General features: G+C 74.9%; 9 protein-coding genes. 3 read left to right on the top strand and 6 right to left on the bottom strand.

Features of this window, described 5'->3' with window-relative positions; translation table 11 throughout:
• Window positions 1-18: 18 nt before the first annotated feature.
• Window positions 19-2,430 (top strand): hypothetical protein, encoded by a 2,412-nt coding sequence (locus IEZ31_RS19655; RefSeq protein ID WP_190251365.1) that lies wholly within the window; start codon window positions 19-21, stop codon window positions 2,428-2,430.
• A gap of 161 nt (window positions 2,431-2,591) precedes the next feature.
• Window positions 2,592-3,959: a carbohydrate-binding protein gene (locus IEZ31_RS19650; protein ID WP_190251364.1), complete on the top strand. Its 1,368-nt coding sequence runs from the start codon at window positions 2,592-2,594 to the stop codon at window positions 3,957-3,959.
• A gap of 59 nt (window positions 3,960-4,018) precedes the next feature.
• On the opposite strand, the gene IEZ31_RS19645 is transcribed toward IEZ31_RS19650, so the two are convergent.
• The 6 genes from IEZ31_RS19645 to IEZ31_RS19620 form a co-directional block, all read right to left on the bottom strand.
• Entirely contained in the window at window positions 4,019-5,647 is a 1,629-nt protein-coding gene (locus tag IEZ31_RS19645) for a sodium:solute symporter family protein (RefSeq protein WP_190251363.1), read from the bottom strand.
• Window positions 5,644-5,862: a DUF3311 domain-containing protein gene (locus tag IEZ31_RS19640; protein WP_190251362.1), complete on the bottom strand. Its 219-nt coding sequence runs from the start codon at window positions 5,860-5,862 to the stop codon at window positions 5,644-5,646. The genes IEZ31_RS19645 and IEZ31_RS19640 overlap by 4 nt, the downstream gene beginning before the upstream one ends.
• A gap of 23 nt (window positions 5,863-5,885) precedes the next feature.
• Window positions 5,886-6,656, bottom strand: coding sequence for a LysR family transcriptional regulator (locus tag IEZ31_RS19635; protein WP_190251361.1), 771 nt, complete (start codon window positions 6,654-6,656; stop codon window positions 5,886-5,888).
• A gap of 53 nt (window positions 6,657-6,709) precedes the next feature.
• A complete protein-coding gene (locus tag IEZ31_RS19630; protein WP_190251360.1) occupies window positions 6,710-7,336 on the bottom strand; it encodes a LysR family transcriptional regulator substrate-binding protein in 627 nt (208 codons plus the stop codon).
• A 9-nt stretch (window positions 7,337-7,345) separates the two neighbouring features.
• Complete coding sequence (locus IEZ31_RS19625) at window positions 7,346-12,373, bottom strand: SCO7613 C-terminal domain-containing membrane protein (protein WP_190251359.1); 5,028 nt, start codon at window positions 12,371-12,373, stop codon at window positions 7,346-7,348.
• Between the two features lie 150 nt (window positions 12,374-12,523).
• Entirely contained in the window at window positions 12,524-13,945 is a 1,422-nt protein-coding gene (locus IEZ31_RS19620) for a UDP-glucose dehydrogenase family protein (RefSeq protein ID WP_190251358.1), read from the bottom strand.
• A 243-nt stretch (window positions 13,946-14,188) separates the two neighbouring features.
• Between IEZ31_RS19620 and IEZ31_RS19615 the strand changes: the two genes are divergently transcribed.
• Window positions 14,189-14,925: acyl-CoA dehydrogenase family protein (locus IEZ31_RS19615; RefSeq protein WP_190251357.1), on the top strand; the 737-nt coding region annotated here is incomplete at its 3' end.

Here is a 14,925-nt window from a genome sequence, read left to right as displayed (position 1 = left end):
AACGGTACGGTGCGAGCCATGCGACACGTGGGAAGCCTGATCGCGGGGATGCTGATCGCCCCGATCGCGTGGCTGCTGATCGCCATCGGGCAGCAGAAATCCACGGAGACAGTGGCAAAGTGGGTCGCGCGCGGCGCGTTCGACTCGGTCGACCTGCTGGTCCCGGCCGCTTACCTGGTCGGCGCGGGCCTGCTCATCGGCCTCATCGCCACCCTCCGCATCTCCCCGGTCGGCCCGATCGTCGCCGGCCTGGCCCTCCTGGGCACGTACGTGAGCCTGTTCATCGACCCGCTGTCGACGATGAACAGCCTGCCGGACGACCTGGACCTCGCGGGCCTGAAGGTCGACCTCCGCCTGCCGATCGCCAACGGCACCACGGCGGTCCTCGGCTTCGCCCTGCTGGTCGCCGCGGCGAGCGTGAAGCGCTGGCGCGCCTGGCCCCAGGTCGTGGCGCTGCCGCCGGGGGAGCCGGGCGCACCGGTCGACATCCACGAGTACCCGCTGGGCCAGGGCCCGAAGAACGCCCCGCCCGTGGCCGCCCGCCCGCCGTACGGCCCGCCGAGCCACACGGCCGAGTTCCCGGCGGGCGCCGCGGCGGCGACGTCGGTCCTGCCCCCGCCCGTTGCCGCACCGGCGGCCCCGGCCGGCCTGGGCGCCACGGCGGTCCTGGGCTCCCCGAGCGCCGCGCCGTCATTCGGTACCGCCGGTGCGTACGCCGCCCGCCCCACCGACGAGACGCAGCCGGTGTCGGCCCCGCCGCCCTACGTCCCGTCGGCGTCCTCGGCCCCGCCGCCGGCCGCGCCGAGAACGTTCCAGCCCCCGGTGACCTCGGGCCCGCCCGGCTCGTTCCCGCCCCCGGTGGTGTCGGGTCCGCCGGCCGGGTCGTTCCCGCCGCCGGTCGTCTCCGGGCCGCCCGCCGCCGTCTCGGGGCCGCCGGCCGGGTCGTTCCCGCCGCCGGTCGTCTCGGGGCCGCCCGCGCCGGTGCCGCCCGTGGTGTCGGGGCCGCCGGGTGGCAAGCCCGGGCCGTTCCCGCCGGCGCCTCCCGGGGTGCCGCCCGCGCCCGTGCAGCCCCACGCCTTCCCGGCCGCGGCGCCGCCCTCGTCCGCGCCGCCCTCCTCGGCGCCGCCGTTGCGGCCGGCCGGGGCGCCGGGTGAGCCGGCCTGGCTGACGCCGGAGCCGATCGGGGAGTCGAAGCGTCCCGGATCCGGATACGACGGGCTGACCCAGAACCTTCCCGGGCCGGCCGCCGGCAACCCGCCCGCGGCCTCCGCGGGGCAGCCGCAGCCGCCCGCCGGTGGGCGCCCGTCCATCGACGCCCGGCTGGCGGCCCTCGGCACCTCCGGTCCGGCCGCCGCCGCGCCGGCCGGGCCGGTTTCGCCACCTCCCGTGTCGGCGCCGCCGGTCGCAACACCGCCGGTGACCGCGCCGCCCGTCCCGGCGCCACCGGTCGCGGCGCCGCCCGTCGCCGGCCCACCGGTCGCGGCGCCGCCCGTCGCCGGCCCGCCGGCCGCGCCGCCCGTTGCCAGCCCGCCGGTGGCCACTCCGCCGGTCTCGCCGCCGCCGGTTGCGGCTCCGCCGGTGTCCAAGCCTCCGGTTTCGGCACCGCCGGTCTCGACGCCGCCCGTGTCGACGCCGCCGGTCTCCACACTGCCCGTGTCCACGCCCCCTGTTTCCACGCCCCCTGTTGCCACGCCGCCCGTCTCGCCGCCGCCGGGGGCCACCGGGTACAGCCGTGCGGCCGCGCACGGCAACGACGAGGAGGCCACGCAGGTCATCGGGCGGGCCGCGAGCGCCGCCGGCGGCGCCGACGACGAGCCGACCGCGGCCACCACGGCGGCCGGGCTGCCCTCGCGGGCCGCTCGGGAGAACGTGCCCGCCGAGACCTCCATCCTGGACGGGCCGTCGTTCGACGGGTTCACGCCGGTCAAGCGGGCCGGCGCCGAAGAGGAGACCGAGGCGTTCCACCCCGGGCACCAGTCGCCGGCGACCCCGCGGCCCCGGCATGCGGCGCCCAGCGGCACGGGGCAGTTCCCGGTGGTACCGCCGCCCTCCGACGAAGCGACCACCCGCCTCGGCGGCGCGGCGGACCCCGACGCGACGGCCAAGCTGGGCTTCCCGCCCGCGAGCGTCGACCCCGACGCCACCACGCGGCTCGGGCCCACCGCCCAGGAGCAGGCCGAGCGCCGGGCCGCCTTCGCCCGCGGCGAGGCCGAGCGCCGGGCCGGCGCCCAGGCCGAGCTCGACCGCCTGGCCGCCGAGCGAGCCGCCCGCGAGTCCAGCAGCGAGCCGGCCAGCGAGCCGAGCGGCGACTCGGGCAGCGAACCGGGCAGCGAACCGGGCAGCGACTCGGGCAACGCTGGGCAGCCGGACGCCGACCCGCTCGGCCCGCCGGCCTCACCGTGGTCGGCCCCGCCGCCCAACCGCACCTGACCGATCCGGCAGCGCGCCACCCGCGTCGAGCGCATCGACCCGGGTGGCGCTTTTGCATGATCACCGGAGCCAAGCGCGGTTTAAGGTTGGTGACTCTTACATTTAATAGTGTTAACTGATAACGTCCCGAACCATCGATCCATCGATGTGTTGGGGGTCCCATGAGATCTCGGCGTCGCACATTCGCACTGGTGGCCGGGGCCGCGCTGACCGTCGTGACGGCGCTCGTTCTCGTGCCCACCATCCAGGCGCAGGCCGTCAGCAGTGCCGCCGCCGCGGCCTGCACGGCGCCCACCTGGGCGGAAGGGAACACGTACACGGCGGGCACCCAGGTGACCTACAACGGGCACACCTACCAGGCGCTCGTCACGCACACGGCGTACGTCGGGGCCGGGTGGAACCCGGCGGCCACGCCGTCGCTGTGGAAGGACCTGGGCACCTGCACCGGCGGGACCTCGTCGCCGTCGCCCAGCCCGAGCCGGACCACCTCGCCGTCGGCGAGCCCGAGCCCGAGCGCGTCGGCCAGCCCGAGCCGTAGCCCGTCCAGCTCGCCGACGACCTCGCCGACCGGCGGGACGTGCGGCGTGAAGTCGCGGCCGGCCGCGAAGGTGCTGCAGGGGTACTGGGAGAACTGGGACGGCGCCGCCAACGGCGTGCACCCGGGCCTCGGCTGGATCCCGATCACCGACTCGCGCATGGCGCAGCACGGGTACAACGTCATCAACCTGGCGTTCCCGGTCATCCGCTCCGACGGCACCGTGCTGTGGGAGAACGGCATGGACGCCGGCGTGAAGGTGCCGACGCCCGCCGAGATGTGCCAGGCCAAGGCCAACGGGCTCACGCTGCTGATGTCGATCGGCGGCGCGACCGCGGGCATCGACCTGAGCTCCAGCACCGTCGCGGACCGGTTCGTCGCCACGATCGTGCCGATCCTCAAGGCCAACAACTTCGACGGCATCGACATCGACATCGAGACCGGGCTGTCCGGGTCGGGCAACATCAACACGCTGTCGGCGTCGCAGGCCAACCTGATCCGCATCATCGACGGCGTGCTCGCGCAGATGCCGTCGAACTTCGGCCTCACGATGGCGCCGGAGACGGCCTACGTGACCGGCGGCAGCGTCACCTACGGCTCGATCTGGGGCGCGTACCTGCCGATCGTGAAGAAGTACGCCGACAACGGGCGGCTCTGGTGGCTGAACATGCAGTACTACAACGGCAGCATGTACGGCTGCTCGGGTGACTCGTACTCGGCCGGCACCGTCCAGGGCTTCACGGTCCAGACCCAGTGCCTGAACAACGGCCTGGTCATCCAGGGCACGACGATCCGGGTGCCGTACGACAAGCAGGTCCCCGGCCTGCCCGCGCAGAGCGGCGCCGGCGGCGGGTACATGTCCCCGTCGCTGGTCAGCCAGGGGTACAACTCCTTCAACGGCCAGCTGAAGGGCCTGATGACCTGGTCCATCAACTGGGACGGCTCGAAGGGCTGGACCTTCGGCGACAACGTGAAGTCGCTGCAGGGCCGGTAGGCAGGTAGGCAGCGTCGCGCGGCGGGCCGCTCGGAAGGGCGGCCCGCCGCAGCCGTTCGTCAGCGCGGGCCGCGGGCCGTGTGGGCGCCCTGCGGGAGACCGTCGAGCAGGGCGTCCAGCCGCTTCACCATCGGGTCGTCGACGTCGGCCCGGTAGTCCTCGGGCTGGGTGCGGTCCCGGCCGCCGGGCACGCCCGCGAGGCGGAGCAGCGCGGTGCCCGCCACGGTGACGACGAGGTTGACCAGCAGGGCGAGGAGCCCGGCGTACACCGTGATCCCGGAGTCGCCCAGGGGCCAGCTGGACCCGCCGAAGTGCGCCTTCACGACCTGGCCGGTCGGGGACAGCTGCGGGATGTCCCACAGCAGCGCCACCCCGGCCGCCAGCCCGGCCAGCAGCCCGGCGATCAGCGCGCGGCGGTGGAACCAGCCGGTGGTGAGGCCGAACACGACGGCGGGCGCGGTCTGCAGGATGACGACGCCGCCGATGAGCTGCAGCTCGGCGGAGTACGCCGGGTCGAGCAGCAGGATGCAGGCGACCGCGCCGAACTTCACGGCGAGCGACGCCCAGCGGCTCACCCAGGCCTCGTCGGACGGGCTGGCCGACGGCTTGAGGTACTGCTTGTAGATCGACCGGGTGAACGCGTTGGCCGCGGCGATCGACATGACGGCCGCCGGGATGAGCGCGGCCACCCCGAGCGTCGCGTAGGCGATGCCGGCCGACCAGGACGGGAAGAGGTCGCGGAACATCAGCGGCGTGACGGTGTTGAGGTCGCCGCCGATCGGCACCACGCCGTGGGCGGCGGCGAAGTAGCCGAGCATGCCCATGAGGCCCAGCGCGAGGCAGTAGATCGGCAGGGCCGCCGTGTTGCGCTGGACGGTCGCCCGGTCGCGGGCGGCGATCATGGCCACCACCGCGTGCGGGTAGGCGAACATCGACAGCGCCGACCCGACGATCATCGTCAGGTAGCCCACCTGGGCGTGCTCGCCGAGCAGCAGCCCGTCGGCCGGCGACGGCGTGGCCGCGAACCGGTCCGCCACCTGCCGGAACGTGGCGCCCCAGCCGCCGGACATCGCCACCACCAGCACGCCGGAGACGACAACCCAGACGAGCAGCACGTCCTTGGCGATCGACAGCAGCGCGGGCGCCCGCAGCCCGGAGCGGAACGTGCTCACCGACACCAGCCCGACCGCCACGAGCAGCGGCCACTCCCCGGTGACGCCGAGCACCTTGAACACGGCCTGCAGCGAGAGCAGCTGCACCGCCACGTACGGCATGGTCGCCACGATGCCCGTGACCGCCACCAGCGCGGCCAGGCCGGGCGAGCCGAAGCGGGCCCCGGCGAACTCCCCCGGCGTCACGAACCCGTGCCGGTGCGACACCGACCAGGCGCGCGCGCTGAGCACGAAGGCGACGGGCGTGGTGGCGATCGCGAACGGTACCGCGAAGAATCCCACGGCGCCGATGCCGTAGGTCAGCGCGGGCACGGCGACGAACGTGTAGGCCGTGTACATGCTGCCGCCGAGCAGGAACCAGGTGACCCAATTGCCGAACGCCCGGCCGCCGACGCCCCACTCCTCCAGGCTGTGGATGCTGTGCGGCCGGCGCCAGCGGGCGGCGCCGAACCCGAGCAGCATCATCGCCCCCATGAGCGCGGCGAAGACGGCGATCTCGACGTCGCGGCCGCTCATCGGCGCACCTGCCACACGTCGGGCTTGCGGGTCGCGAGGTACACGACGGAGATGACGACGATGGCCAGCACCGCGCACGCGAGCTGGTACCAGTAGAAGAACGGCACGCCCCAGAGGGTCGGGTCGGCCCGGTTGTAGAGGGGCACCAGCAACGGCGCCACGGTGGGCACGACCAGCAGCGCGTGCCACTTCCGGTTGGATCGCTCGTTCGCCACGGGTCGATCACAGTGCGCGGTCTTCAGGATGACAAAGACCGAATTCCATCGGGCCCATAGACGATCCGTGTGAGTCGGCGGGCGGCCGGGGACAGCTGGCCCGGCCGGTGCAGCAGGCCGAACGGCCGGCTTCGATCCCGCTTGATCGTCGCGCCGCCCCGCTCGGCCGCGACCGCCTGGCGCGCGGAGACGAGCGCGGCGCCGCCACCGGCCAGCACCAGCGGTACCACCGCGTCGGGATGCCCGCAGCGCACCTGGGGTTCGTCCCCCTCGGCGCCCCCGGGCGGCAGCGCGAGCAGCAGCTCCTGCGTGCCGACCTCGCGCACGGCCAGCCCGGGATGGCGCACCGGCAGGTAGCTCAGGCCCAGCTCGCAGTGGCCGTCGACGACGTACCGCACGATCTCGTCCTCGTCGCGCGCGGTGTGCACCCGGACCGGGACCGCCGAGTGGCGGCGGTGGAACGCCGCGAGCGGGCCCGCGAGCCCCACGGCGAGGCCGTCGTGCACGGCCACGTCGAGCCGCCCGGCGGTCAGCCCGATCACGCCGGTCACCGCCGCCTTCGCCGCGGCCAGGTCGGCCAGCACCCGCCGGGCCGGGTCGAGCAGCGCCTTGCCGTCGGGCGTGAGCGCGAGGCGCCGGCCGCGCCGCTCGAACAGCTCGACGCCCAGGTCGCGTTCGAGGCTCTTGATCGACTGCGACAGCGCGGGCTGGGCGACGTGCAGGGCGAGCGCGGCGGCCGTCACGGTGCCGTGGTCGGCGACGGCCAGGAAGTGCTCGAGACGGCGCAGGTCCACGGCGGTTCCCCCTTCGTCTGGTTTGGCCGGGGCCGATCGGCTCTGGACCCGGTTCAGCTGCGTAACGCGTGCTCCACGAATGCGGCGGCGGCGGTGGACAGTTCGGCGGTGCGGTGCACGAGCCCGTACGGCAGGCGCAGGGGCGGGTCGAGCCGGCGGACGACGGCGCCGCGCGCGGCGGCCGCCGGGGCGGCGGCGTCGGTGAGGAAGGCGGGGCCGGCCCCGGCGAGCACCAGCTCGACGAGCAGGTCGCGGCGGCCGGCCTCGATGGCGACGCGGGTGCGCACGCCGGCCGCGCGCAGGGCCGCCTCGACGACGAGCCGGGGCGCGCTGCCCTCGGGCACGCCGAGCAGCGTGGCGCCGTTGAGGGTCCGCAGCTGGATCCGGGGCGGCGGCGTCGTCCTCGGCGGGTAGGCGAGCACGAGCTCGTGCACGCCGAGCTCGACCTCGGTCAGGCCGGGCCGGGCGGCGGGGAGGTACACCAGGCCGACCTCGCTGGCGCCGTCCCGGATCCGCTGCGGGATCTCGTCGTCGCCGGCCAGGTCGAGGTTGACCCGCGCCCCGGGCCGTTCGCGGGCGAACGACCCGGCCAGCCGGGCGCCGGGGCGCGGCGCGGCGCGGTAGCCATGATCGATGGAGCGTTCCGGCTGCCATGACAGCCAGGACGCTCCATCGATCATGGACGGACGTCAGCGCATGTCGCGGTAGGCGCCGCGCAGGCGGTCCAGGCGGCGGCGCTGCTCGTACGTCGCGCCCAGGCTGATGAGCAGGATGCCGGTGCCGGTGTACAGCAGCAGCTGCATCCACCAGGGCAGGTCGATGCGCACCAGCTCGTTGATCGTGGCGATGACCGTCACCGCCGCGCCCACCGCGACCGGGGCCTTCTGCCGGCGGACGGCGCCGATCGCCACCGTGATCACCGCGGCCAGGATCAGCAGCACGCGGCGCAGCTCCGGCGACTCGGTGTCGATGACCGCGATCACCAGGCTGGGTGCGAAGCCGGCGACCAGCGCCGGGCCGTAGGCGAGCCAGCTGCCCAGCTCCGGCCGGTTGCGGATCTCGATCAGGCCGGTGATCAGGGCGAGGGCGGCGAACGGCAGGGTGTACGCCTCGGGGAGGGCGACCTTGACCGTCACCAGCAGCAGCCAGATCGCCAGCAGCTCGGCGACCGACGCGGCGACGACGAGGATCGTGCGCTGCCGGCCGCTGCGCCCCTTCCGGGCCGCGGACAGGCCCAGGACGGCGCCGAGGGCGGTCAGGGCGGCCGCGGTGTGGGCCGGCGAGCCGAGGGTGAGCAGCACGGCGATGACGGCGCCGGCGTACCCGGCGGCCTCGACCGTCATCGCCTCGCGGGTGATGGTCGGGGAAGGCCGCAGGCGGGGCAGCGCCGCGCCCAGCACCAGCAGCAGCGTCGCCATGATGAGCAGCGGGAACGCGCACTGCTTGAGGCTCAGGCCGGCCGCCAGCCCGGCGGCCAGCGCGAAGCCCTGCGCGGTCGACGCGGCCACGTGCCAGCCGAGCATGCGGGCCGTCGCGGTGCGGCCCCAGATGCCGCCGACGGCGCCGACCACGACCGAGCCGGCCAGCCAGGCCAGGGTCTGCGAGCGCGTCGCGAGGCTTCCGGCGCCGCCCGCGCCGGCCGCCAGTACCGCGATCGCGAACACCAGCCGCCGCGCGTTGATCATCAGGGTGGCGTCCGGCCCGCCCCGGTCCGGGGGCACGGTCAGCGCCAGGCCGAGGCCGGCGATCGTGGCCACCAGCAGGGCCAGCGTGGGCTGCACCGGCCACGGCGCGTAGAGCGCGGCCGGGGCGATGAGCAGGGTGAGCGCCGCGCTCGGCACGACGATCGCCACCGCCCGGTTGGCGACCGCCTGGCCGCTGCCGCCGAGCCCGACCGCCATGAGCGCGCCGGCCACGGTGAGCAGGAACGCGCCCAGGACGTGGGTGTTGTTGCCCGCGTAGCGGCTCAGGTCGCCCAGGTCGGACGCGGTCGCGGGGGTGCCGGTCCAGGGATGGAGGACCCAGCGGTACGGGCCGGCGAGCGCCGCGAGCACCGCCGGCGCGATGAAGACGACGACGATGGCGGCCGGGACCCCGGCGGCCATGGCCACCCCGAGCGCGAAGTTGCGCGGCATGCGGGGCCGCTGCCAGCGGCCGGAGAACGCGCCCTCGCGGTCCGGCCGGAACCCGCGCACCGGCTCGTACTCGTCGCCGGGCTCGAACCGGGTCGCCCGCAGCAGCTCGGCGAGCACGCCCAGCAGGGCCGCCGCGGCGGCGTAGACGATCGCGCCGTCACGCTGCACGAACAGGGCGACCACGGCGGTCGCGGTCGCGGAGACGGCGACGCCGGCGGTGACGTACGGCAGGTACCCCGGCGCCTGCTGCGCCCCGGCCGCGGCGGCGGCCAGCCCGACGGCGCTCGTCGCCAGGCCGGCGATGAGGATCGTGCTGGTCCGGTCGGGGTGCAGGCCGCCGACCATGGCCGCGGCCGCGCCCGCGAAGGCGAAGAGCGCGCCGGCGACGGCGGTGCCGCCGACGAGCGTGAGCGGCCCGTCGTCGGTGGTGTCGCCGCGGCGCTGCGCGACGACGCGGGCCAGGACCGCGATGAGGGCGGCGCTGACCCCGAGGGCGGTCAGCGTGCCGGCGGTCGCGCCGGGCCGCACAAGGCTCGCGCCGGCCGCGAACAGGCCCGCGACCAGCGCCGCGCCGAGCCGCGTGGTGGCGCCGCGCCAGCTGCGCGCGAAGCTCGCCCAGGCGGCGATGCCGGTGGCCGCGAGCCAGCCGAGCACCATCGGCGCCTGCCAGCCCAGGCCGAGCCCGATCGGGGCGCCGAGCGCGGCCAGGGCCACGGCGGCCGCGGCGGTGTCGTCGCCGTACGGCTGCGGCAGCGCGATCGCGGACGCCCCGGCCAGCAGGAGCAGCGCGATCGGCACCTGCCAGCCGAACGAGGCCGCGTCGGTGGCGGTGGCCAGCCAGCCGGCGCCGAGGTCGGCCTTCCACGGCGGGCTGGCGGCGCGGATGACGCCGACCGCGCCGATGATCGACAGGGCCCCGGCGTACACGCCGGTGCCGAACCCGACCGCGGCGGCGCCGGCGACCGGGCCGCGGCGCCAGCCCGCGGGCAGCGTCCGGGCGGCGACCGCGACGGCGAAGACGAGCAGGGCGAGGGTCACGACCTCGATGCCGGAGGCGGCGAGGGAGACGGCGCGGGCGACGGCGCCGATGGCCGCGATGGTCACGGCGGCCGCGGCCGCGTCGGCGCCGGTGAACTCGACGCCGAACGTCCGCCGGTCGTCGAGCCGGGGCGCGGCCCAGAGCATCGCCGCGGCGATAAGCATGAGGACGGCGATGACGAGGTCGATGGTGGTGGCGCCCGAGACGACGACGGCCGCGACCGCGACCGCGCCGGCGCCGGCGGTGGCGCCCACCAGCAGCGGCGGGCTCTGCTCGCCCCGGGCCACCTGCGTGATGGCGGCGAACCCGAGGGTGACGGCGAGGGCGAGGTAGCTCAGCACCAGCACGACCGTCGCGCCGCCGGCGAGGCCGCCGAAGACGATCGAGGCGCCGGAGGCGGCGGCGCCGGGGAACGCGAAGAGCGCCCCTCCCGCGGCGGCGTCGGAGACGATGCGGCCGACCCGCGTCGGCTGGGTGCCCTCGGGCTGGTTCAGCCGCGGGAGGACGGCGATCGCGGTACCCGCCACCGCGATGGTCAGCAGCGTGATGGTGGTGGCCGCCGGGCGGGCGAGGCTGGCCGCGGCCGCGTACAGGCCGAGGCCGAGCGCCGCTCCGAGCAGGATCCAGGCGGTGCGGGTCGCGCGCACCCGCAGCGAGTAGGCGCCGGCCGCGACCGCGCCGGACACCGCGAGGGTGGGGACGGTCAGCCAGCCCAGCCCGAGCGCGGCCGGGGCGATGAGCACGGTGAGCGCCGCGCCGACGACCGCGACGTCGGTGCGCAGCGCGATGTCCTCGAGCAGCATGAGCACGCCGGCGCCGGTGAGCAGGACGGCGGCCAGGACGTACTGCCAGCCGAACGGGCCGACGGCGAGGTCGACCCGGGCGCGGTAGTGCTCCTCGGCGGCCCCCCAGACCGGCCAGACCGCCCGCAGCGTGGCCGCGATGCCCGGCGCGACGCCGACGACGAGCAGCAGCCCGCCGACGACCGCGGCGACCGACACGGCGCTGCGCGGGCCGCGGCGCGCGTCGGCCGGCAGCGCGATCACCCCGAGCGCGGCGACCGCCACGGCGAGCGCCAGGAACAGCAGCATGAGGCCCGGGAACGCGACCGCGCCGACGCGGGAGATCGCCGCGATGACGGCAACGGTGGCGATGCCGGCGGCGACGTCGGGCACGCCGCCGCGCCGCCACGACAGCGAGCCGGCGACGCCGACCCCGGCGGCGAGCAGCGTGACGCCCGCGGCCCGCAGGGTCTCCGGCAGCGTGTCGGTGGTCACGAGCGCGACGAGCGCGGCGCCCAGCGCGACCGCGAAGGCGAGGGCGAACAGCGCCCAGGCCATGTCGCGCATGAGGGCGTCGGCGATGCGGTTGGTCTTGCCGGTGTGCGCCGGCTCGTCCTCGGCGGCCGCGTCGTCCTGGTGGGCGTCGAGGCGCCGCTGCACCGACTGCTTCAGCCCGACGGCGAACCCGAGGTCGATGAGGGCCACGCCGGACAGCGCCAGGGAGAGCCCGGTCGGGCCCTTGATCGCGTCGAAGGCGAGCAGCGGCAGGACCGGCTGCAGGGCGATGAGGGTGGCGTACCGCGAGGCGATGAGATGGCTCTGCATGCTGTACACGGCGGCGACGCCGGCCGTGGCGAGGCACACGATGCCGAGATAGACGGTGAACTCGATGCGGTCCGCCCCGAGCAGCCTCTCGGAGCGCACGACGTACCCGTCGAGCAGCACGAGCAGGAGCGCGACCGACGCGACCGTCTCGGCCGTGGCGCTGAGCCCGCGGCGGACCAGCACGAGCGGCAGGGCGAGCGCGACCGCGGTGATGAGGGCCAGCGAGACGACCCGGCCGACGGTGCCGATCGTGCCGAACGCGTCGACGGTCAGCACGATCGCGGCGCCGGCCAGCAGCAGGCCGCCGAGCGCCAGCACCGACGCCTGCATGCTCGACTGGGTGGCCTCGGGCTTGTCGGCGGCCGGACCGGCGCCGTCGTCACCGCCGTGGCGGCGGCGCATCTGGGGCAGCGGCGCGATGCGGGGCCGCTCCGGGGCCAGGACCGGCGGGTGCCCGGCCGCGCCGGTCGGCGTGTCGCTCGCGTGGCCGCTCTCGACCGCGTGCGGTGCGCGGGGCGAGTACCGCTGCTGCTCCCCCGTTGCCGTCGTCGCCGTCGTCGCCGTCGGTGCCGCCGACGCCGCCGACGCCGGAGCCGGAGCCGGTGCCCGGTAGACGGCCGGCGGCGCGCTCTCCACCGGGGGCGTCTTGCGCAGCAGCGGCAGGCGGCGGGTCTTGGCGGCCTGCCCGGCCTGCTCGGCATCGAGCTGGGCCTTGACCTTGCGGCGCAGGCTGTCGCGCTGCGCGGAGGCGTGGGCGAGCTGGAGGCGCAGCGACTTGGTGTCGTCCGTCAGGTCGCGCTTCTTCTGCTCCAGTGAGGCGACCATCCGCTGGAGCATGGCGAGGTTCGCCGCGTCGGGGTCGTGCGGGCGGCCGCAGTTGCGGCAGCCGGCCTCGGTGGCGGGGCCACCACACGCCGGGCACGGATACGGTTCCACGCCACTCCTCCCCCGGGTCACGATCCGGGGCGGCCGCCGTGGGCGGTCACCCCGGGTCGTTCACGCCTTACTGGGAAGAATGCCTTGTTTCGCCGATCGACGAAAGCGAACCGCTCGTTCGGGAGTTTCTAGGCAGATCCGGGGTCGGCTTCAGCTCACGACCGGGCGGCCCATGCCGCGGTACTCCCAGCCGGCCGCCAGCCAGACCGCCGGGTCGAGGCAGTTGCGGCCGTCGATGACCTTCTTGGCGGTCACGAGCGGGCTGAGCGTGTTGGGGTCGGTGTTGCGGAACTCCTCCCACTCGGTCAGCACGCAGACCAGGTCGGCGCCGGTGACCGCATCGGTGAGGGTCTTCGCGTAGGTGACGTCGCCCACGTCGTTGCGGGCGTTGTCCATGCCCTCCGGGTCGTAGACGGTGACGTCGGCGCCGGAGCGGGACAGCTTGCGCACCACCGACAGGGCGGGCGAGTCGCGCACGTCGTCGGAGTTGGGCTTGAAGGTGGCCCCCAGCACGGTGATCCGGGTGCCGACCAGGTCCGGGCCGGCCGGCCCGTACTGCCGGTCGAGCAGCTCGGCGGAGAGCTGGACGATCTTCTGGCGGCGGCGCTGGTTGATCAGGTCGACCTCGTGCAGGAACCGCAGCGCCTCGCCGACGCCGAGCTCCTGGGCGCGGGCCTGGAACGCGCGGATGTCCTTCGGCAGGCAGCCGCCGCCGAAGCCGACGCCGGCCCGGAGGAACTTGTTGCCGATGCGGGCGTCGTAGCCGATCGAGCGGGCCAGCTGCGTGACGTCGGCGCCGGCGGCCTCGCAGACCTCCGCCATCGCGTTGATGAACGAGATCTTGGTGGCGAGGAACGCGTTGGCGGCGACCTTGACCAGCTCGGCCGTGGCGAAGTCGGTGACGACGACCGGGACCTCGCGGTCCTCGGTGAGGGCCAGGTCGAAGACGCCCTTGTGCGCCGAATACAGCATGCCGGTGGCCCAGTCGGACTTGACGCCGAAGATGACCCGGTTGGGGCGCAGCACGTCCTCGACGGCGACGCCCTCCTGCAGGAACTCGGGGCTCCAGGCGACCTCGATGCCGAGGTCCTCGGCGGCGTGCCGGCCGACCAGGTTCTCGATCCACTCGGCGGTGCCGACCGGGACGGTCGACTTGCCGACAATGAGCGCCTTGCGGGTCAGGTGCGGCGCCAGGTTGGTGACGGCGCTCTCGACGTGCGACAGGTCGGCGGCCATGCCGTCGGGGCGCTGCGGGGTGCCCACGCAGATGAAGTGGATGTCGCCGAACTCGGCGACCTCCTCGTACGACGTCGTGAACCGCAGGCGGCCGGCCGACAGGTTCTTGCGCAGCAGCTCGTCCAGGCCGGGCTCGTGGAACGGCACGTCGCCGCCGGCCAGCTTGGCGATCTTGGCCTCATCGATGTCGAAGCCCAGCACCTCATAGCCCAGCTCCGCGAAGCAGATGGCATACGTCGCGCCAAGGTAGCCGGTGCCGAGGAAGGTCAGCCGTGGCCGGGCCGACCCGGACGGCGCCGCTACAACGGGTGGGGTGCTCGGGTACGCGATGGTCACGCCTTGTCTCCGCTCGATCGAGGTCTGCGCCGCCGACCTGCCCGCTTTCCCCGCACGATTTCTCGCAAACACCCGAAAGAACGGACACTTGTGGCGTATAGGACCGGGTCTGGCCGACGTTGCTTCGGCGAGGATAGTCCCTCCTCGGCCGGTGCGCTTCCGGCTCCTTCGTTACTCGCCGGTATGCTCACCCTCGCGGGCGCCTGAACGCCTGCTCAGGTCCTTTGTGACGAGGGGGTTGTCGTGTTCGAGGCGTTCCAGCTGCCCGAGGAGCACGTCGCGATTCGTGAAGCCGTCCGCGCGGTGTGTGACGGCAAGGTCGCGCCCAATGCGGCCGCCGCCGACGAGAACAGCGAGTTCCCGCAGGCGTCCTACGACGCGCTGCGCGCCGGCGACTTCCACGCCCCGCACGTCCCGGTCGAGTACGGCGGCGCCGGGGCGGACGCCCTCGCCACCGCGATCGTCATCGAGGAGGTCGCGCGGGCCTGCGCCTCGTCGTCGCTCATCCCGGCCGTCAACAAGCTGGGGACGATGCCGCTGCTGCTGGCGGGCTCCGAAGAGCTCAAGCAGCGCTACCTCACGCCGGTGGCCCGCGGCGACGCGATGTTCTCGTACTGCCTGTCCGAGCCCGAGGCCGGCAGCGACGCGGCCGGCATGAAGACCCGCGCCGAGCTGGACGGCGACACCTGGGTGCTCAACGGCGTCAAGCGCTGGATCACCAACGCGGGCGTCAGCGAGTACTACACCGTGTTCGCGGTCACCGATCCGTCCGCCCGCTCGCGCGGCATCTCGGCGTTCGTGGTCGAGAAGTCGGACCCTGGTGTGAGCTTCGGCGCACCCGAGAAGAAGCTCGGCATCAAGGGCTCCCCGACGCGCGAGGTTTATCTCGACAATGTGCGCATTCCGGCGAACCGGATCATCGGCGAGCCCGGCACCGGCTTCGGCACGGCGATGCGCACGCTCGACCACACGCGCGTGAC

The organism is Dactylosporangium sucinum (assembly GCF_014647515.1).
GTDB classification, from domain to species: Bacteria; Actinomycetota; Actinomycetes; order Mycobacteriales; family Micromonosporaceae; genus Dactylosporangium; species Dactylosporangium sucinum.
The sequence above is the reverse complement of the archived record's forward strand: the minus strand, read 5'-3'. Positions and strand labels throughout refer to the sequence as shown.